This is a genomic window from uncultured Aquabacterium sp. (assembly GCF_913773725.1).
In the GTDB taxonomy this organism is placed as follows: Bacteria; Pseudomonadota; Gammaproteobacteria; order Burkholderiales; family Burkholderiaceae_C; genus Aquabacterium.
This window is the reverse complement of the sequence record NZ_CAJYGK010000015.1, coordinates 1-20,278: the sequence shown is the minus strand read 5'-3', so window position 1 is coordinate 20,278 and position 20,278 is coordinate 1. Positions and strand designations below refer to the sequence as shown.

At 68.5% G+C, this 20,278-nt stretch carries 17 protein-coding genes; 7 read left to right on the top strand and 10 right to left on the bottom strand.

What is annotated here, in order from left to right; genetic code table 11:
* Position 1: 1 nt before the first annotated feature.
* Complete coding sequence (locus QZ709_RS01010) at positions 2–766, bottom strand: energy transducer TonB (RefSeq protein ID WP_294635508.1); 765 nt, start codon at positions 764–766, stop codon at positions 2–4.
* A gap of 206 nt (positions 767–972) precedes the next feature.
* Between QZ709_RS01010 and tssA the strand changes: the two genes are divergently transcribed.
* A complete protein-coding gene (gene tssA, locus QZ709_RS01005; RefSeq protein WP_294635507.1) occupies positions 973–2,061 on the top strand; it encodes a type VI secretion system protein TssA in 1,089 nt (362 codons plus the stop codon).
* 33 nt (positions 2,062–2,094) lie between these two features.
* Here the strand turns inward: tssA and QZ709_RS01000 are convergent, their stop codons facing one another.
* The 6 genes from QZ709_RS01000 to QZ709_RS00975 form a co-directional block, all read right to left on the bottom strand.
* Positions 2,095–2,916: an OmpA family protein gene (locus QZ709_RS01000; RefSeq protein ID WP_294635506.1), complete on the bottom strand. Its 822-nt coding sequence runs from the start codon at positions 2,914–2,916 to the stop codon at positions 2,095–2,097.
* Between the two features lie 3 nt (positions 2,917–2,919).
* Positions 2,920–3,912: a type VI secretion system-associated protein TagF gene (tagF, locus tag QZ709_RS00995; protein ID WP_294635505.1), complete on the bottom strand. Its 993-nt coding sequence runs from the start codon at positions 3,910–3,912 to the stop codon at positions 2,920–2,922.
* Complete coding sequence (tssM, locus tag QZ709_RS00990; protein ID WP_294635504.1) at positions 3,909–7,823, bottom strand: type VI secretion system membrane subunit TssM; 3,915 nt, start codon at positions 7,821–7,823, stop codon at positions 3,909–3,911. Before tssM ends, tagF begins: the two co-directional genes overlap by 4 nt.
* 12 nt (positions 7,824–7,835) lie before the next feature.
* Positions 7,836–9,410, bottom strand: a complete 1,575-nt coding sequence (locus QZ709_RS00985) for a hypothetical protein (protein WP_294635503.1) — start codon at positions 9,408–9,410, stop codon at positions 7,836–7,838.
* A gap of 86 nt (positions 9,411–9,496) precedes the next feature.
* Complete coding sequence (locus tag QZ709_RS00980; protein WP_294635502.1) at positions 9,497–9,766, bottom strand: PAAR domain-containing protein; 270 nt, start codon at positions 9,764–9,766, stop codon at positions 9,497–9,499.
* A 140-nt stretch (positions 9,767–9,906) separates the two neighbouring features.
* The gene (locus QZ709_RS00975) at positions 9,907–10,713 is read right to left on the bottom strand and encodes a M15 family metallopeptidase (protein ID WP_294635501.1); all 807 of its coding nucleotides are present in this window, start codon (positions 10,711–10,713) and stop codon (positions 9,907–9,909) included.
* Positions 10,714–10,863: 150 nt separating this feature from the next.
* Here QZ709_RS00975 and QZ709_RS00970 point away from each other — a divergent pair, with 150 nt between their 5' ends.
* The 6 genes from QZ709_RS00970 to QZ709_RS00945 are packed head-to-tail and all read left to right on the top strand — an operon-like array spanning position 10,864 to position 16,662.
* Positions 10,864–11,790: a hypothetical protein gene (locus tag QZ709_RS00970; protein ID WP_294635500.1), complete on the top strand. Its 927-nt coding sequence runs from the start codon at positions 10,864–10,866 to the stop codon at positions 11,788–11,790.
* A gap of 41 nt (positions 11,791–11,831) precedes the next feature.
* Entirely contained in the window at positions 11,832–13,604 is a 1,773-nt protein-coding gene (locus QZ709_RS00965; protein ID WP_294635499.1) for an ATP-dependent DNA ligase, read from the top strand.
* A gap of 57 nt (positions 13,605–13,661) precedes the next feature.
* Positions 13,662–14,402 (top strand): GTP cyclohydrolase I, encoded by a 741-nt coding sequence (gene folE, locus QZ709_RS00960; protein ID WP_294635498.1) that lies wholly within the window; start codon positions 13,662–13,664, stop codon positions 14,400–14,402.
* 3 nt (positions 14,403–14,405) lie between these two features.
* Positions 14,406–14,834, top strand: a complete 429-nt coding sequence (locus tag QZ709_RS00955; protein WP_294635497.1) for a BLUF domain-containing protein — start codon at positions 14,406–14,408, stop codon at positions 14,832–14,834.
* Positions 14,810–15,805 carry a DUF429 domain-containing protein gene (locus QZ709_RS00950; protein ID WP_294635496.1) on the top strand — a complete coding sequence of 332 codons (996 nt, stop codon included), beginning with the start codon at positions 14,810–14,812 and terminating at the stop codon, positions 15,803–15,805. Before QZ709_RS00955 ends, QZ709_RS00950 begins: the two co-directional genes overlap by 25 nt.
* The gene (locus tag QZ709_RS00945; protein ID WP_294635495.1) at positions 15,802–16,662 is read left to right on the top strand and encodes a D-hexose-6-phosphate mutarotase; all 861 of its coding nucleotides are present in this window, start codon (positions 15,802–15,804) and stop codon (positions 16,660–16,662) included. Before QZ709_RS00950 ends, QZ709_RS00945 begins: the two co-directional genes overlap by 4 nt.
* Positions 16,663–16,678: 16 nt before the next feature.
* On the opposite strand, the gene QZ709_RS00940 is transcribed toward QZ709_RS00945, so the two are convergent.
* The 3 genes from QZ709_RS00940 to cyoE all read right to left on the bottom strand — a co-directional run.
* Positions 16,679–18,466, bottom strand: coding sequence for a right-handed parallel beta-helix repeat-containing protein (locus tag QZ709_RS00940; RefSeq protein ID WP_294635494.1), 1,788 nt, complete (start codon positions 18,464–18,466; stop codon positions 16,679–16,681).
* A gap of 361 nt (positions 18,467–18,827) precedes the next feature.
* Entirely contained in the window at positions 18,828–19,451 is a 624-nt protein-coding gene (locus QZ709_RS00935; protein WP_294635493.1) for an SCO family protein, read from the bottom strand.
* A 3-nt stretch (positions 19,452–19,454) separates the two neighbouring features.
* Positions 19,455–20,278 (bottom strand): heme o synthase (gene cyoE, locus QZ709_RS00930; protein ID WP_294635492.1); only part of this gene is annotated, 824 nt, incomplete at its 5' end.

Sequence of the window (20,278 nt, the reverse complement as noted above, 5' to 3'; positions counted from 1 at the left end):
GTCAGTCTTCCAGATTGAATGTCAGAGGCGCCAGCACCCAGACGGTCCGGGCCACGCCCTCCTCCAGATGCGGCTGAAAACGGGCCGAGCGCATGGCTGACACCGCGGCCTGATCCAGACGCGGGTACCCCGAGGACCGGGCGATCTCGATGTCACGAGGGCGGCCGGTCTCGTCGACCAGCACCTTCAGGCGCACGACGCCCTGCTCCCCCAGTTCACGCGACGCCCGCGGGTAGCTGAGCGGCGGCTCGACCAGGTAGCGCACAGCAGACGACGGCAGCACCTTCGGGCCGGCTGGGGCCCGAGGCGGTTCCGCCGCTGGTGCGGTGGGTGCCGCCACGGCGGCCGGTGCCGGCGCAGCGGCGGGTGTCGGCGCCACGGGCTGAGGCCTCACCTCGGTCACCGGCGGGACCACGATGTCGTTGGCCGTCGCCTGCTGGCGGCTGCTCAGCACAGGCGGCGTGGGCGTCGGGCGGCTGGGTTGGACCACTGGCTTCGGCGGCTGGGGCACGGGAGGCGGCGGGGCTTCGACCTTGGCGGGTGCCGGAGGCGTGAGCACCGTCTCCGGTGCTTGGGTGACCAGCTCGACGGTGATGGCCTGGGGCTCCGGCAAGGAAGGGGTTTCGCGGGCGAACATCACGATGGCCGCCGCCAGCGCCCCATGGGTCAGCACCACACCGACCGTCAGCGCATGGCGCTGCAACGCGCTCAGCTCGCTGGGCGCGGCGGGCAGAGGGCCCCACTGAGGAACAACGGTCGAATTCATGCCGCCATCGTAGCACGCCGGGTGTAATTGCGAATCAATCTCATTTGATTTCATCACCTTTTCGCGACAGCGTCGGGAGCGCTCACCCTCGACAGGGTGAGCCGACCGCCGCGACCTTCATGGGATGATGCGCGATGGTGCGGATCGCCGCGCGACCGACACCCTCACGGCCTCCGAGCGCGCCGTGCACATTCAACAGGGACACCATGGATTTTGACGCCTTGACGGCCCCGCTGGAGGGCCCATCGCCGTGTGGCGAGGACTTGTCGTTCTCGCCGGCATTCGATCAGATCGCCGACATGCGGCGCGAAGACGACCCCACGCTGAATCAAGGGGAATGGATCACCGCATTGAAGGCGGCGGACTGGCCCGGCGTCAGCCGCCTGTGCCAGCAGTTACTGAACGAGCGCAGCAAGGACCTGCGTCTCGTGATGTGGCTGACGGAAGCCGAGGCCATGCAGCGAGGATATGCAGGTCTGCGTGACGGCCTGACCTTGTGCGCGGCACTCTGCCGCACGCACTGGCCCGCGCTGTACCCGCAGCCGGACGGCGACGACATGGACGAGCGCGTGGGCAACCTCGGCTGGTTGCTTCAAAAGGTCCAGCACTTCGCCCGTACCCGGCCGATCACGCGCGGGCGCCAAGGAGCGGCTTACAGCCTCCGTGATCTGGCGGTGGCACGGCAGCAGTCGGGCCAGCCGGCAGGCGCCGATGCGGGCCAGGCCCCGGCGGCCGATGCCTTGACTGTGGAGGGCTTCATGCGGGCGCTGCGCGAGACCCCTCGCGAGCAGCTGCGTGACGAGGTCCTCGCCCTCCAGCAATGCCACGAAGCCCTCCAGGCACTGCAGGCCGTGATCGACGCCGAACTGGGAGCCGAGGGCCCGAGCTTCGTCAGCGCACGAGACGCTCTGCAGGATGCGCGGCACGACCTGGAGCGCCTTGCCCGCGAGGTCGGGGCGCTGGACGCGCCCGCCAGCGAACCGCCCTCCGCGACGGCAGAATCACCGCCTCACGCCACGGGCCCCGAACGGGATGCACCTGGCGCACCGACTGCGCTGCACGGCCCGGTGGCCAGCCGCACCCAGGCACTGCAGCAGCTGCGCGAGGTGGCCACGTTCTTCCGCCGCACCGAGCCCCACAGCCCCGTGGCCTATCTGGCCGACAAGGCCGTGAAGTGGGCCGAAATGCCGCTGCACGAGTGGCTGCGTCACGTGGTGAAGGACCAGGGTGCCATGAGCCACCTGGAAGAGCTGCTCGGACTCCAGGCAGACGCCACGGACTCCAACAGCCACTGACGCCCCCCCCCTGCCCGCTCCTGTCTCCCCGGATCAGGAGCCGACGCGGAACTCGATGCGACGGTTGCGGGCCCGGCCGGCCTCCGTCGCATTGCTGGCCACGGGCTGATCCGGCCCCATACCGGAAATCGCGATCCGGTCGGGCGGCAGGCCCTTGCCGATCAGATAGGTCTTGACTGCCTGCGCCCGGGCCAGCGACAGGCTGACGTTGGCCGCCCGCGCGCCGTCGGCGTCGGTGTGGCCGATGACCTCGAAACGCCGGTCCTTCAAGCGCGCCATTGCGGCGGCCATCTCGTCCAGCAGAGGCAGGCTGGCCGGCCTCAGGACCGCGCTGCCTGGCTCGAACTCCACGATGCGGTTGGCCAGAGCCTGGTCCACCACGCTCTGATCCTGCACGGCCACACGCAGGCCGTTGCGCACGGTGTAAGTCGGGTTCAATGCCTGCGCCATGTCGCTGGCCAGCTGCTGCCGCACGGCCTCGTTGGGCACCTCACCCCGGATCTCGACGACCTGCCCCTGGACCGCCAGCTGTCCATGGGACACCTGTCGCAGGTGTGGCGAGAGCAGCTTCTGCACGTAGTCTCGCCATTGCGCGGGGGCGACCACCGTCCCCAGGCTGAGCTGGTCGACCACCCGGCTCGCGCCATAGAGCTCGCGCATCCGGGTCAGGATGGCGACACGCGTGGCTTCGTCCGGGACCGTCCCGGACACCACCACGGGCGCCGTGCTCACGCCGGCCGAGCTGCCGGCATCGGGCACGGCCTGCGCCCCGACCGACGCCCCGCCCAAGGCCGTCAGCACGAGCAGAATCGCCTGACGCACGTGGCGCCGGGCAGGGGTGAAACGGCTCACCATCGGTCAGACTCCCAGAAACACTTCGTTGTAGACGCTCAAGGCCTGCGCCAGCGACAGGCCGGGGTCACGCAGGTAGTTCGACAGCTTGCGCATGCCATAGTCGGCGTCCACCTCGTCCTCCACCCAGTCGAGGTCGCGCAAAAACACGCCATGCTCGTCCAGCCGGGCCGGATCGATCAGCGCATGCAGCACCGCGGGCGAGGCACCATGGAAACCCAGCACCAGGTGTGGCCGGCCGTCTACGGACGCGAGAAACAGGCCGAGTTCCACCTCGTGCCGCGAGAAAAAGCCGAGCACGAGTGACAGCCACCACCCTGCCACAGAGGCCCGGACGGCGGGCTCTTGAGGCAACGGGCAACACAACACCTTGTTCAAGCGGGCGGCCCCCTGCGCCATGGCGGGCTGCAGCAGCAGGCCCAACGCCAGCGTGGCATGCCGCACCGAGAAGCGGTGCGTGCCGGACGAGAGCATCTGGTCGAGCGCCGCCACCGTCCGCGACGCCAGGAAATCGGCCTGCGCCTGTTGCGCAAGCGGCGCCTGGAGGTCGACGTCCATCGGGGCGTCCAGACTGCCCTGCGCATGGGCCAGGTCGGTCGCCGCGTGCGCCACACGGGCCACCTGCTCGAGTCGGCCCCAGATCCGTGCCAGCGCGACCGGCGCCACCGGCAGTGTGTCGCGCGGCAGGTTGAGCGACAGCGCGCACGCCGTCAGAAAAGGGAAACGCCGCCCTGAAGCGTCCTGACTGGCCATCCAATGGCCTGCCAGGCCAACCCGGCTTCCGGTGCCCAGCACCGCGAACGCAAGCGGCGAGGCAGCGTCGTACAGCAACTTCCATCGGGGATCGGAAGACAGGCGCTCCATCGTGTGGCTCTGCCAATGGTCCAACTGCTCGATCAGCGCGCCATGCTGGGTGCTGCGCACGAAATCCCCGCGGCATGGCACCTTGCCGAAGTAGACGAGCTGGCCTGTGGCCTGCAAGGTCGGTACGGCGCTCACGAGACCACCTCCGTGGAGCGGGCTGCCTGAGGCACCGGCATCCCCGGCTGAACCGGGGCGGGAGACGGGGGGGAACCTGGCGTCGTCGGTGACGGGTCCTCCGCTGCGCCGGCCACCATGGCCGGCAGCGCGCCGGGACGGGCCGATGCTGCGCCCGCAGCAGGTGCGGCCTGCTCGGTCGCAGCGGGCGAAGGCGCTGCGTTCGACACGATGCGCAGGTGCACGGCCACCGCGGTGGCGCCACTGCTCCAGCGCAACTCGAACGCATTGCCATCGACCTTGCGCCGCACCGCGGCGTTGATCATTTTCTCCAGGCCGTAGCGGCCGGGCTCGTTGAAGAGCACGACCTGGCGGCCGCTGTAGTCCACGCCCTGCACCTTGGCGCCCGGCGTGCCCGGACCCGGCCAGACAAAGTGAGCCCAGCTGGCCGCGCCATTGCGATAGCGCAGCACCTGGCCATCGACCTCCACCGTGTATTCGGTCAGGCCCGGCACGGGCTGCGGGAGGAGCTGGAAGACAGTCTGAGGTTCGGCCTGGGCGGCTGCGCCGACCGGTGCCCCGGCCGCCGGCCCCTGGCCGGTGAGCGGCGCCACCCACCCCGACAGACCATTGACGAACTCGGGGCGCAGCCGGACCCCCAGATCGGCCCAGGTGCGTGGCGTGATCTGGTCGCCCCGCTTGTGCACCAATGTTCCCAGCGCCTGCTCGACGTACTTGGCCACCGCCCCTTCGCTGCCGAACACCTTGGCGATCTCGGCGGGACCGGCTTCGATGCGCGCGGCCCGGTCGAACGGGTACTTCCCGGCCAGCGTGCGCTGATAGGGCTCGTACACCTGGGCCATCCAGACGCGATTGAGCTCCGCCTCGGCCGGCTTGACGAGCACAGCGAAGGCCTGAATCAAGGGCCGCACCAGCAAGGGCCGCAAGGCCGCGCGCTGCGCATCGCTCATCCCGGCCAGCATGTGCTCATCGACGAACTTCAGCGCGTCGGCCAGCTCGCCCTGCCCGTCGAGCGTCTGCTGCATCATCTGGCGGGCACCGGGCCCCGGATCGCCCTGGGTCTTCATCTGGTTGAAGCGCGAGCGCAGCTGCGACAGGGCCGCCAGATAGTTCTGCAGCATGGGCTTGGCTCCCTCGCGCGGCATGACGATGCGCGCCACGCCGCCGAACTCGCGCCCGATCGGCCCCATCGGGATCTCGGCAGCGCGCATGCCTTCGACGTTGACGTTCACCTGGACCGGCGAACGCACCATGCCCAGCACCGTCTGCTTGAACCACTCCATGAATCCACGCTGGGTCTTGGCAAGACGCTCGTTGACCATGGAGGGGTTGTCCCAGGCGGTCTGGTCGTACAGGGCCTGCATCAGGGTGCCCACCGGCGATGCGGACGGATCGCCCAATCGGTTCATCTGCGACACCGCCTGATCGAAGCCCGCGAAGTCCTGCACGCTGATGCCTTGCATGAACTTCTGCCATTCCCGGACGTACTCGGTCTTGTAGAGGTGGGTCAGGGCCTTCTGGATCTGCTCGGGGCTGCCTTCCAGCGTCAGGTCGTCGGCAGCGGCGGTCTTGAGGACCCAGTCAGTGGACTGCAGTTCACCATGCGCGGCCTCCTTGATGGCGTCGCGCACGTAGCCATCCCACGCCGCGCGGGTGAACGCGCCGGACACCGCATGGCTTCCGGCCACCACGTTCCTGTCCGATTCGCTGACCAGACGGGTGACGGTCACTGGCGCGAACCGCACCGCGGCGCGGGCCTTGATCTCGGCATACACGCGCTCCCGGGCGGGCATGCCCTTGATGACCCGACGAAGGTTGTCGCGCGTGGTGTCCAGCAGCGTCAGGTTCAACTCCTGCTGGGGGAAGGCAGGATCGCTCATCTGCCCCACGGCATACGACATCAGCCGCTCGGCCCTTGCGATCATCTGCTCGCGTGACATCGCCCCGCGGTTGGTCTCCAGCCAGCTGCGCCAGAAACGGGTGAGCTGGTCGCTCATGTGGCCAGGTTCCAGCCGGGCACGGTCTCCCAGCATCAGATAGGCCTTCAGGGCGTTGTAGGCCTCGGCCACATCGGTACTGGATGCACGTGTGTACGGCGAAGCCGCGTTCGTCGCGCCGGGGGAGCCTCCTTGCAAGGCCACCGGCACGGCGGACGCCGCCTCGCCGGAGGGTGTGCCCCCCGCGGCCATCACGCCGCCGGCTTCGCTCGCAGGCTGGTGGGGCCTGAGCTGGGCCGCATGGGCGTTGACCTCTCCAAGGTAAGCCGCGATCGCATCGGCCGATGGCTTGAGCATCACGGCATGCAACCCCGCAAAGTACTCCTCCTTGAGCCGCTGCTCGATGACCTCGCCCTGGTAGAGCCCCAGGCCGATCGACCATGGACGCATGCTGCGATAGCGCTGCATCTGCTCCAGGCGATCCTGCAGAATTTCCAGCGCTTCCAGGCGAGAGCCGAGATCGGTGCGCTGCGCCTGGATGCGCTCGGCCTTGGCCATATCGGCCTGCACATGCGCCACCAGCTGGCGGTTGCCCATCCAGGACCAGGTCCATCCTGCCAGCAGCATCCCCAGCAGCAACACGCCCCCGAAGAAGGTGGCATACCGCAGCCGCAGCTTGCGTCGGCTGGTGTACTGCTGAACAAGTTGCCGGTCTGCAAAGATCACGCGGGAGAAGAGCTCTTTCAGGAAAAAGCCGCTTTGCGAATACACCGCCGCCGACGTCCCCGGCTGCAGTTGCAGGCCGAACTGGCTGGCCACACGCTCGCTGGCCCGGCTGGTGGACTGCCCTTCCTGAACCGCGCTGGTGAAGTAAAAGCCGCGGAAGATGGGGCGGAACTGGTAGGGGTTCTCTTCGAACAGGGTGTTGATGAAGGTGCGCAGCGCCGGCTTGAGCGCGGCGAACTCGAGCGGGAAGGTCAGTACGCCGGGGGGCAGTTGCTCGCCGCGATGCAGCGACATGCGGGCGACCGAGGCGGCTTTCAGGCCTTCGTAGAGCTCGTCGAAGTGCTTGTCGAACAAGGCCACGGCATCGCCGCGCGCGCTGGTGTCGTACGCGAGCGTCGCACCCCAGACCTTGTCACGCTCCTGGCGATCGCGGTCCTCGAAGAACTCGACGAAGCCGGCAATCAGGTCCGCCTTGGTGAACACCACGTACACCGGCGCGAAAACCTCCAGCCGCTCGGTCAACTCCTGAACGCGCTGCCGCAGCTTGAGTGCAAGGTCAATGGCGAACTCGGGCTTGTGTCCTGCCAGTTCCGCCACGCTGACGGCAATGATGACCCCATTGAGCGGCGCCATCGGGCGGTGCTTCTTCAACAGCGAGAGAAACCCCAGCCACTCCTTGCGGTCTTCCTCGTGCACGGCATAGCGCCCTGCGGTGTCCAGCAGGATGCCTTCAGTGGTGAAGTACCAGTCGCAGTGACGGGTGCCACCAATGCCCTGGATCACATGATCGGTGTTCTCTGCAAACGGAAACTTCAGGCCGGACTTCACCACGGCCGAGCTCTTGCCCGCTGCGGGGTTGCCGATCACGGCATACCAGGGGAGCTCGTAAAGCGCGGCCGAGCCCGACGTTTCACCCAGCTTGGAGGATTTGATCAGGCGTACCGCCTCGGCCATGCGCTCGCGCACGGCCGCCACCTCGTCCTGCTGACCCGGTGCAGCGCGACGCACGGCCTGATCGGCCTCGGATGCCATCGCTTCTTCGAGCGCCCGGGCCGCCTGGCGGGCACGCCAGCGCCGCACACCCCACACCGCGAGCCAGGCCGCCGCCAGCACCCCCAGCACCACGCCGGCCCACAACAGGCCCACGCGCATGGCGTCCGCGCCGAGCAGCAGCAGTCCCGCGAGCGCCGCCACGCCGATCACGGTCAGCACACGGGGATTGAGGAGAAAGTTCCAGATTCGTTGCATGCGGGGTCCGTCTCAGGCTGTGTGGGGTGCGGGGTTGGGCAGGTCGGCTGCGGGCTCGTCATGGGGACGGTCGGGGCGGCTCAGCGGCACGACCACGCGTTCGTGTCCGTCCTGCATCAGCACAGCCAGAGCGGCCGCAGCATCGTCCTCCGCGAGGTTCAGCGCTGCGTGGGCCAGCACCACGGGCACCACGGCCCGGGCAACGCCGAGCTCGCCACAGGCCTCGCCCACGCGAACGACCTGGGTTGCCGGATCCAGGCCCGGCAGGCTCTCCTGCACGGATTCGTACAGTTCGGCCGCGCGGCTGCCACGGTGATCGGCATCGCTGACCACCGTGAGCGCCTCCACCGGAGCAGCCAGGCGATGCCCGACCACCCCATCCAGCAACGCCCGGAGGGCGTCGATGCCGACACGGCCGATCGCGTCGGCGGACTTGCCACGCCGCGCGTGTGCAGGGCGGCCCAGCAGCGCAGGTGGCGCGTCCCCATCGTCGGGGCGCGGCCAGTGCGGGCACGCGAGCAACAGGCCCGCAGCGGCTTCACCTGGCACCTGCCCGTTCTGGTGATGCGCTGTGAACAGTTCACCGCGCGCCTGCCTGCGCTCCACCTCATCGGCGTCCACCGCGCTGTCCACCGCCAGCAAGAGCGTCAGGGCAGGCGTCGGATCACGCTGCCATCGCAACACCATCTGATCGATCTCGACCCACAGGGCCTCCGGCGTCTCGGGCGGCGTGGTCTGCCAGTGCAGAGCCCGGCACCCCGTCCGCTCGGCCCAGTCCAGCAGCGCGCCGGATGCCTGGCGTGCTGCCTGGGTGAACCAGTTCCGGTCCTCCTCCGCCCAGTCGCGCGGCAACACCAACCTCACCGTCAGGTGAGGTCGGCCTGCTTCGCGGGACTGCTGCTGTGACGCCGACAAGGGCATGGCCACCCCCGCCAGGTGCGCCTTCATCGAAACCGGTGCCTGGACATGGTCGGGATGGGGGTGGCTCTCCGGACCGGCCGCGTCAGGCCCGAGCAGTGTGAGCGCGTCCAGCAACTGGCCGAGCACCGGCTGCAACAGAAGCCAGGCGCGCCGCACCCTCTCCGGCCGTGCGTGCTCCTCGGCCGCGGCGTCGGCGTCAGCCAGCGCCTCGTCCACCCACGCAGCACGGCAAGTGAAAACGGGCAGGCCATCGTGATCGAGCAATGAAGGGTCGAGCGAAGGCCGCGCGGCCTGACTCGACAGCGTGGCCCAGGCCGCATCCGTGCGGGACCCCACGGGCAAGGCCACCGCCGAGGTGAGCAGCCACGCCTGGGCGCAACGCAAGGCCTCGTCCGCACCGCTGGAAGCCGCCGAGGAATCCAGAGACGGTCCGGCGCCCGGGCTCGTGGCATCAGACTCCAATGCCACGCTTGCGCGCAGGTGGTGCAGCCCCCATAACGCGCCCACCAGCGCACCGGTCAGCAACAGGGGCAGGACCAGCAACTGCAGCACGATGTCGCGGTCGGACACCATCACATCGGTGGTCTGCCATCGCCAGATGGTGAAGAGCCAGACGACGGCGGCCATCACCAGCCAAACCCCCGCCACTTTCCATACCTTGGTCATGCCTGAACTGCCTGATTGATGACCGGGAGCCACGTCGCCCACGTCAGAGCGGACGCGGCCTGCTCCCTTGCTGTCGAGCGTGCGCGTCAGATGTCCGTGGACACCGCCTGGCTGGCGATCAAGGTGGCGCCGCAGGCGCACTTGTCGCCATGGCGCGCGGCCGGCATGCCGTCGATCAGCATGGTCGGATCCCCCGTGACGATCACCGTGGTGCCGCCATGGCCCTTGCGGGGACAGGTCACCTTGTCGCCGACCCGAGCGATGCCTCGCCCATGGGTGTCGGTCATGGCCGACGCCTGGACAACGGTCCCGCCATGGTCGGTGGCGTCACCGAGGACGATGAATGGTCGGCCCATGGCCTGCGCTCCCTGTCTGCTTTCTGTTGTCGTGGCGCGGTCAGCGCCGCGCGGGGCGAGTCTAAGCCGCGACGAACGCGGCTCACCCCCCTCTAAAGCAGGTCAGCTGTTACGGCTTGTGTCGAATGTCAATGAATCCGTCAGGGGGTCTGTCTGGCCGCCCGCATCGCCTCGCGGATGCCCGGTTTGCGCCACTCCACATGGCCCAGGTCCGTCATCTGCCAGCGCCCGCCCCAGGTCAGGCCCACGCGCTCGGCCACTTCGCCGTATCGGCGATAGCCCTCCATGGCCCACGGCTCCCGCTCGGAGATCACGAGCTTGCCCTGGCGCACGAAAGCGCAGTCAGCGGCCAGGCCCCACTGGTGGTAGCTCTGCCAGGCCGTGGCCATGGTGACATTGGCGCCTCGGGCCGCCAGCAGGTTCTGGCGCTCCGGGCTGCGCCATCCCTCAAGCAGGACCATGTCGTAGCCGTGCTCCTCCTTCATGATCTTGAAGACGAGCAACAGGCGCTGTACGAACTCCGGGTCCATCTGCTCCCAGCGCCGATCGGCCAGTGCCAGCATGGGGCGCTCGATCTCGACCTCGGCCGTGGTGAAGACATCCGGCGGCAAGGGCGGCGGCGGCACCAGCTGCTCCCCGGCGAGCAGCTGGGCCACCCGTTCATCGGAGGCCGTCAGGCTGTCGTCGAAGCCCTCGAGCATGCGGGGGGTCGAGAGGCTCCAGGCCAGCACCCCCACCACCGGCAACGCGAGGACCACGATGGTCGCCACCGGTCTGCGCCAGGACGCGCGCAACCCTGCTGAGCTGTTCGACAGCCGGGGACGCGGCGCCTGCGCCGGCGCGCGCTGCCACCGCAGACGCCGGTGCGATCGGTGCCGCCAGCGCCCACCCAGTTGCCGCCACGGCCCCGCCCACCACCCCGGAAACACGACGGCGGCCAGTGCCATACATCCCAGCATCACGCCGAGCCAGATCCACCCTGCCTGCATCTTTTGGTAACCAGTGCTTGCAACCCCGCAACGGGGGTGCCGTCCCTGTGACTGTGATTCGTAGAATCAGCCGATTCAACCATAAACAAGTCACCCAGGGAGATTGGCTTGAGCCACGACCACGGCCGGACACGCGGCCTGGCAGACGACACATCGCCTGCCCGATCCCCGCGTCCTTCTCTCGACCGGCCCAGCCTGTTTGCAGGCATGGACCCGAACCATCCGGATGCCGACGCCGCAGACCACGCGGTGTCGCCGCGCCTCTTGTCGACCCTCGAATCCGCACAGAGACCGGCGCGCCATGCGCTGCCGCGCCGCCACCGCACCGCCCGGCGCCCCTGGCAGCGCACCCTGGCCCTGGGCCTGATGGGCGTCGGTGCGCTGGCCCTGCTCGCCGTGTTCTCGGTGGTGGTGAGCCACGGCAATCCCGGCGTCAGCCAGCTGGCGAACGCACAGGCACCACAGGCTGCCGAGTCGCCCCGCATCCCAGCCCCGACGCCCACCAGCTCGGCGCCTGCTGTGGTGGCCTCATCGCCGCTGGCAGCGGCGTCCTCGGAGGGGCCCCTGGCGGCGCTGGCGGGGCCGACCGCCCGCCCTACCGCCGAGGCAGCGGCGGCAAGAATCGAGAACGTGCCCCCCGCTGGACCGGAAGGTGTCCCCCCCGCGGCTCTCGCGTTGGCAAGCGCAGCCAAGCCACTGGCCGCCGCGGCCGAGCCCGCCCGGTCCACGGCGTCGACCGAGCGCAAGCCAAGCAAGCCCACCCGGCGCACGCCGGACAAGTCGGCGGGCAAGCCCAAGGACGCCGAGCCACGGCGAGCCGAGCAGGACCGCCCGGTCGCGCAGGCCACCCCCCGCCCGGGCGAAGACGACGTGGCCCTGGTGCAGGCGGTGATGACCCACGCCCGCACCCGGTCCACGACCGCCAGGCCAGCGCCGTCGCCCTTGTGCAGCAAGCTCTCGGGCGCGCAGGCCGCCACCTGTCGCGCCCGCCACTGCGTGCAACACCCCCAAGACCCCGTCTGTCACGCTGACTGAGCATGCATCGGCCCGCCGCCGGGCGGTGCTAGGCTGTGTGCATGCAGCGATTCGCGCAGCTCTACACAGAACTCGATGCCAGCACGGCCACGCGCGACAAGGTCGCGTCATTGACGCGTTACTGGTCCGACGCGTCGCCGGATGACGCTGCCTGGGCCGTGTACTTCCTGGCGGGTGGACGCCCGCGGCGGGCCATCACGACCACGGCCTTGCGGGAGTGGGCGGCTGACGCGGCCGGCATCGATGCCTGGCTGTTCGAAGTCTGCTACCAGGCGGTGGGCGACCTGGCTGAAACCATCGCCCATCTGCTGCCCGCTGCGGCCGCGGGCGACGACGCCGATGCCACGGCCCTGCCCCTGCATCGCTGGCTGCACGACCGCCTGTTGCCCTTGCGAGGGCAGCCGCTGGAAGCCCAGCAGGTGGCACTGCGCGCCTGGATGGCCCCGCTGGACTGGTCACAGCGTTTCGTGCTGATCAAGCTGATCGGCGGCGGCTGGCGGGTCGGGGTGAGCAAGCAACTGGTGATCCGCTCGCTGGCCGAGCATAGCGGGGTGCCGGCCACCGTCGTGGCCCAACGCCTGATGGGCTACACCGATGCCCGCCACGTTCCAGATGCCGATGCCTACGCCCGCCTGGTGGCGCCGCTGGAAGGGGACACCGACGAGCCACAAGGCACGCAGCCCTACCCGTTCTTTCTCGCCCACCCGCTGGAGGAGGGGCGCACGCCCGATCAACCGGAGCAGCCCATCGGCCCGTCGGACGACTGGTTGGTCGAATGGAAGTTCGACGGCATTCGCGCGCAGATCGTGTGCCGAGGCGGCGAGGTCGGCATCTGGTCTCGCGGCGAGGAGCTGATCACCGAACGTTTTCCGGATCTGGCCGCATTGGCGCAGCACTGGCCCGATGGCACGGTGCTCGATGGCGAGATCCTGGCCATCGAGCCCACACCGAGCGCGGCGCTGGGCCTGCCCTTCACGCCCGCGCCATTTGCCATGCTGCAGCAGCGCATCACCCGCCAGAAGCTCACCGCGGCGTGGCTCGCCAAGGTGCCTTGCGCCTTCGTGGCCTACGATCTGCTGGCCTGGGCGCACCGCGATCTGCGAGCGCAACCACAGCTGCTTCGCCGCCAGCTGTTGGAGTCGCACGTCACCACGTTGCACGACCTCGTTTTGTCGCCACTGGCCAGCCGCCCCGAAACGCCGCAGGCGTGGGCCGAGCTGGCCGAACTGCGTCGGCAAGCCCGGGCCCTGCAGGTGGAGGGCTTCATGCTCAAACACCGCGCCGCCCGCTATGGCACCGGCCGCACGCGCAGCGACGGCATCTGGTGGAAGTGGAAGACCGAGCCCATGACGGTCGACGCGGTGTTGATCTACGCCCAGGCCGGTCATGGCCGGCGCGCCAGCCTCTACACCGACTACACCTTCGCCGTGTGGAGCCGCCCCCCGCGCGACGAGGCCGAGGTGCAGTCGGTGCTGGAGGCGATTTCGGCCGGGCAGCCGCCCGACCCCGACGGGCTGCAGCTGGTGACGTTTGCCAAGGCCTACTCGGGCCTGACGGATGCCGAGATCGCCCAGGTCGACAAGGTGATCCGCCAGACCACGCTGCAGAAGTTCGGGCCGGTGCGCGCGGTGCGGCCGTCCCTCGTGTTCGAGCTGGGTTTCGAAGGCATCGCGCCCAGCCCACGGCACAAGAGCGGCCTGGCCGTGCGCTTTCCCCGCATCCTGCGCTGGCGCACCGACAAACCGCTGCGCGATGCGGATACCCTCGAATCCCTCAGGCAATGTCTGTCAGGCTACAGTGCGGACATCATCTAGCGCACTGCCTGGCGCAGGCCTGTGGCGGCCTCGCCCCATCGACCGGACCCACACAACATGAACAGCCCCTCCTTGCGCGCCATCGACCCCTCCCCTGCCGCCGCGGACGACGACCAGGGCGTGCCCGTTTCGGTGAAGATCCGCGAGCGCCTGAAGGCCGCTCAGCGCCGCTTTCACGCCAACGACAACATCGCCGAGTTCATCGAACCCGGCGAGCTGGAGCGGCTGCTCGACGAGGTGCAGGGCAAGATGAGCGAGGTGCTCTCCAGCCTGGTGATCGACACCGAAAGCGACCACAACACGCAGGACACCGCGCGCCGTGTCGCCAAGATGTACCTGCACGAGATCTTCAAGGGGCGCTATCACGCCGCACCACCGGTCACCGAGTTCCCCAACGTCGAGCGGCTCAACGAGCTGATGATCGTCGGCCCGGTCACCGTGCGCAGCGCCTGTTCGCACCACCTGTGCCCCATCATCGGCAAGGTGTGGATCGGCATCATGCCCAACGAGCACTCCAACCTGATCGGCCTGTCGAAGTACGCCCGCCTGATCGACTGGATCATGAGCCGCCCGCAGATCCAGGAAGAGGCCGTCACCCAGGTGGCCGACGTGCTGCAGTCGCGCATGAACCCCGATGGGCTGGCCGTGGTGATGGAAGCGGACCACTTCTGCATGCACTGGCGCGGCGTGAAGGACATGGACTCGAAGATGATCAACAGCGTGATGCGCGGGTCCTTCCTGAAGGACCCCAATCTGCGCCGCGAATTCCTCTCGCTCGTCAACAACAAGAAGGGCTGAGCCATGCTGGTTCGACTGCTGTATGCAAGCCGCTCGAGCGAGCCGCTGACCCCGGAAGCCATCGACGCCATCCTGGTGAGCTCGCGCAAGGAGAACCCCCGACGCGGCATCACCGGCCTGCTGTGCCACAGCGGCGACATCTTCATGCAGGTGCTGGAAGGCGGTCGCGACACCGTCAGCGAGCTCTACAACCACATCTGCCGTGACCCGCGTCACAAGGATGTGGTGCTGCTGCATTACGAAGAGATCACCGAGCGGCGCTTCGCCGGCTGGACCATGGGGCAGGTCAACCTGGCGCGGGTCAACCCGTCGACACTGTTGAAGTACTCCGAGCGCCCGGTGCTGGACCCGTACGCGGTGTCCGGCAAGGTTTCGATGGCGCTGCTGGAAGAGCTGATCGCGACCGCGTGCATCGTCAGCCGCCCGAACTGAACCCGGTCGGCACAAAGGGCTGGCTGCTCGGGCTCGATTTCAGCAGCGCCCCGTCCGCCCGCAAGCCCCTCACCCTGGCCTGGGGGCGGCGATCGGGTGCCGTGGTCAGGCTGGAGCGCGTGGACGAATTGCCCACCCACGATGCCCTGGTTGCCCTGATCTTGCCCCGGACGGAAGGCCCGCTGGGCGCCGGTTTCGTCATGGGATGCGATTTCCCTTTCGGCCTGCCGAGGGAGTTCGTCGATGCCCTGCACGCCCATGGCCCCGGGATGTTGCCGGACTGGCTGAGCGGCGCCCGCCCCTTGCCCCCTTGTCCTGCGCGCGGCTTCTCACCGCCTTGGCACAGAGAGGGCATCGGCGAGACGGAGCGGCTGATCCGTGCCCTGCACGCCCACTGTGGCGACCGGGCCGGCTTTCAAAAGCTGGTGGATGGCTGGGGCGTCACCTGGCATGCCGATCGGCCGCCGGGCTCCCGCCTGGTCCACCGCACGGCCGACCTGGCCCGCCCGGGCATGGTGAGCACCAGCCCCCTGCAGACCCGCTACGTGCCGGTGGGCAAGATGTACTTCGAGGGCCTCATGCGGCTGGTGGCCGCCGACGTGACGTTGCCCGGCCAGCGGCCCGGTCGCCCCGAGGCGGTCGCACTCGAGGCCTATCCAGGCTGGCTGGCCGGCGAGATCCTGGGGCGGCGCAGCTACAAGAGCGAGACCGACGTCAGCGAAGCCCGTCTGATCGCACGCAAGGACCTGCTGACGGCGCTGGAACAGGGGCGCACGCGACTCGGCCTGCGGCTGAAGCTCAGCGCGGCGCAGCACGATGCGTTGGTCGCCGACCCGAAGGGAGACCGTCTGGATGCCGTGCTGTGCCTGATGCAGGCGGCCTGGGCCCAGGCCCGCGCGGAGGCCGGCGACCGGTGTTACGGCCTGCCGGATGGCATGGACCCGGTCGAAGGGTGGATACTGACGGGATGAGTGATGCGAGCTTTCCGATGACCGAGGTGCTGGGTCAACCGGCCCTGTGTGTGCGTGCGCCCGATGGCGCGCAGGCGACTGTGCTGCTGCACGGGGGCCACGTGGTGTCCTGGATTCCCGCCGGGGCGGATGAACAGCTGTACCTGTCGCCCAAGGCCGTGGCCGGCCCCGGCCTGGCCGTGCGAGGCGGCGTGCCGGTGATCTTCCCTCAGTTCGAACAACGCGGCCCGGATGTGAGCCTGCCGCGCCATGGCCTGGCGCGCCAGCGCGCCTGGATGCTGGACAGCCAGCGTGCTGGCCGCGACCACGCCCAGGCCACCCTGGTGCTGCGCGACGACGAGGCGACCCGCGCGCTGTGGCCCCACGCCTTCACGCTGGAGCTGACGGTGTCGGTGAGCGGCGCGCGCCTGGACCTCGAACTTCACGCGCACAACCCGGGTACGACGACCTGGCCCTTTGCAGCCGCCCTGCACACCTACCTGGCCGTGTCGGAGCTCGGCCAGGTGCGCCTGCAGGGCCTGGAAGGCTGCCACTACGCGGACAGCGTCCTGCGCACCGAGGCCGTGGAAGACCACCCGGAAAAGCGCTTCCATGGCGAGATCGATCGGATCTACGCACAGGCCCCCAGCCTGCTGCTGCGGGACGGTCCTCGCCGCCTGGCGATCGAAACCGAGGGTCTGACCGACGCGGTGATCTGGAACCCCGGACCGGATAAATGCGCCGCGCTGAAGGACATGCCGGCCGATGGCTGGCAGCAGATGCTGTGCGTGGAAGGCGCCCGCATCATGCATCCGGTCACCCTCGGCCCGGATGAAAGCTGGTCAGGGCGTCAGAGCTTCACGCTGCTGAGCGCCTGACGGGTGGCTGCGACGTTCAGAGTCCCGCCAGGCTCACATCCACCCGGCTGGTGAGCCAACCGCCCGACGCGTGAGGTACCCAGGCCCGGGCCATCATCCGCTGCCCGCCGTCCACGGCATACAGGTGGCGAATGCCGGTTCCGGCTGTGGTGGTGTTGAAGCCGTCCCCGAACTGCCAGTCGGTCGACGAGCCCCCCTCCAGAGCCGCCTTCAGCGTGCGCTGGTTCCCCGTGCCGGTCGACGACAACCCGAAACCGGGCAGCGCGGCAACAGTCGACGTCGGCACCAGTCCTGGCCACAGGCCGCTGCTCGGCACGTTGATGGCCTGGTTGCCCGAGGCAGTGAACGACCCCGCCAGCCAGGTGTGAACACCCGCCACGGCCGACGACAAACCCTGGAACACGTTGGACTGGAACCGCACGCCCTGAGCCGCGCGCTCGGCATTGATCAGGATGCCACCGCCCCAACTGCCCGTGCTGCCGAACCAGTTGCTGTCCAGCGTCAGTCCGGTGAGGTTTCCGAGGGCCCCGCACAGGCACAGCCCCCACCCCTGTAACCCCGCCGTCGGGCTGCCTTCCAGCAGCAGTCGATTGGAAGCCACCTTCATCGCAGGGGCGCCGGCCGCGACCGGACTGATGGTGATGCCGACGTACCGACGGCCGGCATCGCCCTCCCAGCGCCCCGCCTCGCGGACCACCGTGTTGGACGTCACCTCAGGGGCATGGGCCAGGGTCCACTCGCCACAGATACCGCAATCACGGGCGTTCTCGATCTGGTTGCCGACAATGCGCAGGCTGCTGGCCACCGGGCCGTTGTTGAACTTGAAGATGCCGGCGTGGGCGTCATAGATGGCGTTGCCCTCGACCGTGATGCTGTCGAGGATGGCGACACCGATGCCGACCGAAAAGCCTTGCACGACGTTGCGCCGAATCTGCTGACCGTCGGCGCCGCCCAGTTCCATGCCCCAGCCACGTTCGCTGCCATCACAGCCCGCACCGCAGCGCAGGACGTTGCCCTGAATCAGCACGCCCTTGCCCGACACCACCGACAGGCCGATCAGCTCACGTTGGTCGGCCTGGTATCGCCAGTCAGACAGGACGTTGTCCCGGATCACGGCACCGGTCAGGTTGAGGCCCTGGATCTCGATGCCCATGCGGCGCACACCGCTGATGCGGTTCTGACTGACTTCCGTGCTGGACAGGTCGAAGAAATGCATGGCCTGAAACACCTGGCTCATGGTGTTCTGCCGGATGCGGCTGCCGGACACGCCATAGCCGATGATGGCTGTCTCGGTGTCGATGTTGCTGAACACGTTGTGCTCGACGACCCCGTCCGTGAAGTCGACGAGGTGCAGCCCGTACAGGCGGCTGCGGTCCGTGGTGGGTGCGCCAGCCGGACGGTTGACGTTGCGGAAGGTGTTGTTCACCACCCGGTTGCCCGTGCCGGCCAGGATGACGGAGGCGCCGTCGAAGGTCAGGTTGTACAGGTTGAAGCGGTCGGCGCGGCCACGGTAGACCGCGTCGATCAGGTGCCCCGATCCGCCCGTCCACGCCAGCGTGGCAGTCGTGCTGGCGCACAGCGTCAGGTCCGATCGCGGCAGAAGCACCGAAGACAGCTGGTAGCGACCAGCCGGCAGCACGAGCGTGGTCCCTGGCGTCGACTCGTTGATGGCCCGCTGCAGCGCCGCTGTGTCGTCCACGCCATCATCCGGGCGGGCACCGAAGGTGGCAACCGACACCACCTGCGTCTGCGGGCAGCTCACCTGCGCCGAGGACGAGGCCCCGACCAGGACCGGCGCGAGCATCAGCCCCGAAGCCTGAACTGTCGAGTCTCCCGCGTTCAATGAAGCCGTCGAGGTTGTACGGGCTGGCTCCTCGCCGCCGCCGCCACCGCCACACCCCCCAAGTGCCCCTGCCACCAGGCAGGCGACCACCGCCACCCCAAACTTCGTCATGCCAGATATGCCCTTACAGCTGCCTGTTCAGCCTAACAGACAGGGCTTCTGACTCGCCTTTCGGATGCAGCCGGCCCGTCCATGTTCCACTCATCCCCGGGACGCCAGCGCAGTCTGCACCTGATCGGCTCGGGTTAAACGGAGTATTCGCCAGAACACGGAAGAAGACGTGTCAAATCTTCCACGTGGCACGCAGGGGACACAAATCGTTTCAAGATGAAGCGAGCAGTTGCCGAACGTCGGCGGTGAGCTGATCGACGCCCATGCCGTAGCGCACGAACAGCCTGACGTGCCCCTGAGGATCAAAAAGGTAGCCACCGGCCGTGTGGTCGATGGTGTAGTGCCCCTCGGACGTGGGGACCTTCTGGTAGAACACTTTGAACTCGCGCGCCATCGCATCGGTCTCTTCGCGCGTGCCGCGCAGCCCGATGAAGTTCTTGTCGAGGTTGCCGAGGTAGGCCTTGAGGACCTCTGGGGTGTCCCGCTCCGGATCGACCGTGACGAAGATGGCCTGGACCTTGTCGCCATCCGGGCCCAGGCGACGGCGCACCTCGGCAATCTCGGCCATGGTCGTCGGGCACACGTCCGGGCATTGCGTGAACCCGAAGAACACGAACACGACCTTGCCCTTGAACTCGTCCAGCGAGCGCAGCCGCCCGTCGAGGTCTTTCAGGCTCAGTTGGCGCGCATAGCTGGCACCGGTGATGTCCACGCCGTGGAAAGTCGCCTTGGGGGCATCGGGCGAAGCATCGGGGCGGCCGCAGCCCGACAGCAGCAGGGCCGACGCCGCGGTCAGCACGAACTGACGGCGGCGCAGAGGAAAACGCAGGCGCATGGTCTAGAGGATCCAATAGTGATCGACCAGCAAGGCTGCGAACATCAGCATGAGGTGCACGATGGAAAAGCGGAAGGTCTTGCGGGCCAGTTCGTCACTGTAACGCCGCCACAGCCGCCAGGCGTAACCCACGAACATCGCCCCCAGGACGAGCGCACTGAGCAGATAGAGCCAGCCACTCATCCCGTAGATGAAAGGCAGCAGGCTGCCGGCCAGCAGCACGATGGTGTAGAGCAGGATGTGCAGCCGGGTGAAGGCGTTGCCATGGGTCACCGGCAACATGGGCAGCCCTGCACGGGCATAGTCTTCGACCCGGTACAAGGCCAGCGACCAGAAGTGCGGCGGTGTCCAGAGGAAGATGATCAGGCACAGCATGAGGGCTTCGGGCTCGACCGCTCCCCGCATGGCGGCCCAGCCGAGCACCGGTGGCATGGCGCCGGATGCGCCACCGATGACGATGTTCTGTGGTGTCATCGGCTTGAGAAACACCGTGTAGACGATGGCATAGCCGACAAAGGTGGCCAGGGTGAGCCACATGGTCAGCAGGTTGACCCACATGCCCAGCACCAGCATGCCGGTGCCGCACAGGACAGCGCTGAACAACAGCGTCTGGCGGCGGGATAACTCGCCGCGGGCCGTGGGGCGCCACGCCGTGCGCTTCATGCGGGCGTCGATGCCCTGCTCGACCAGGCAGTTGAACGCGGCCGCCGCCCCTGCCACCAGCCAGATGCCGGCGCAGGCTGCCACAGCCGTCAGGGCCTCGGCAGCCGTGAGAACGCCGGGTACGGCCAGCAGCATGCCGATGACCGCGCAAAAGACGATGAGAT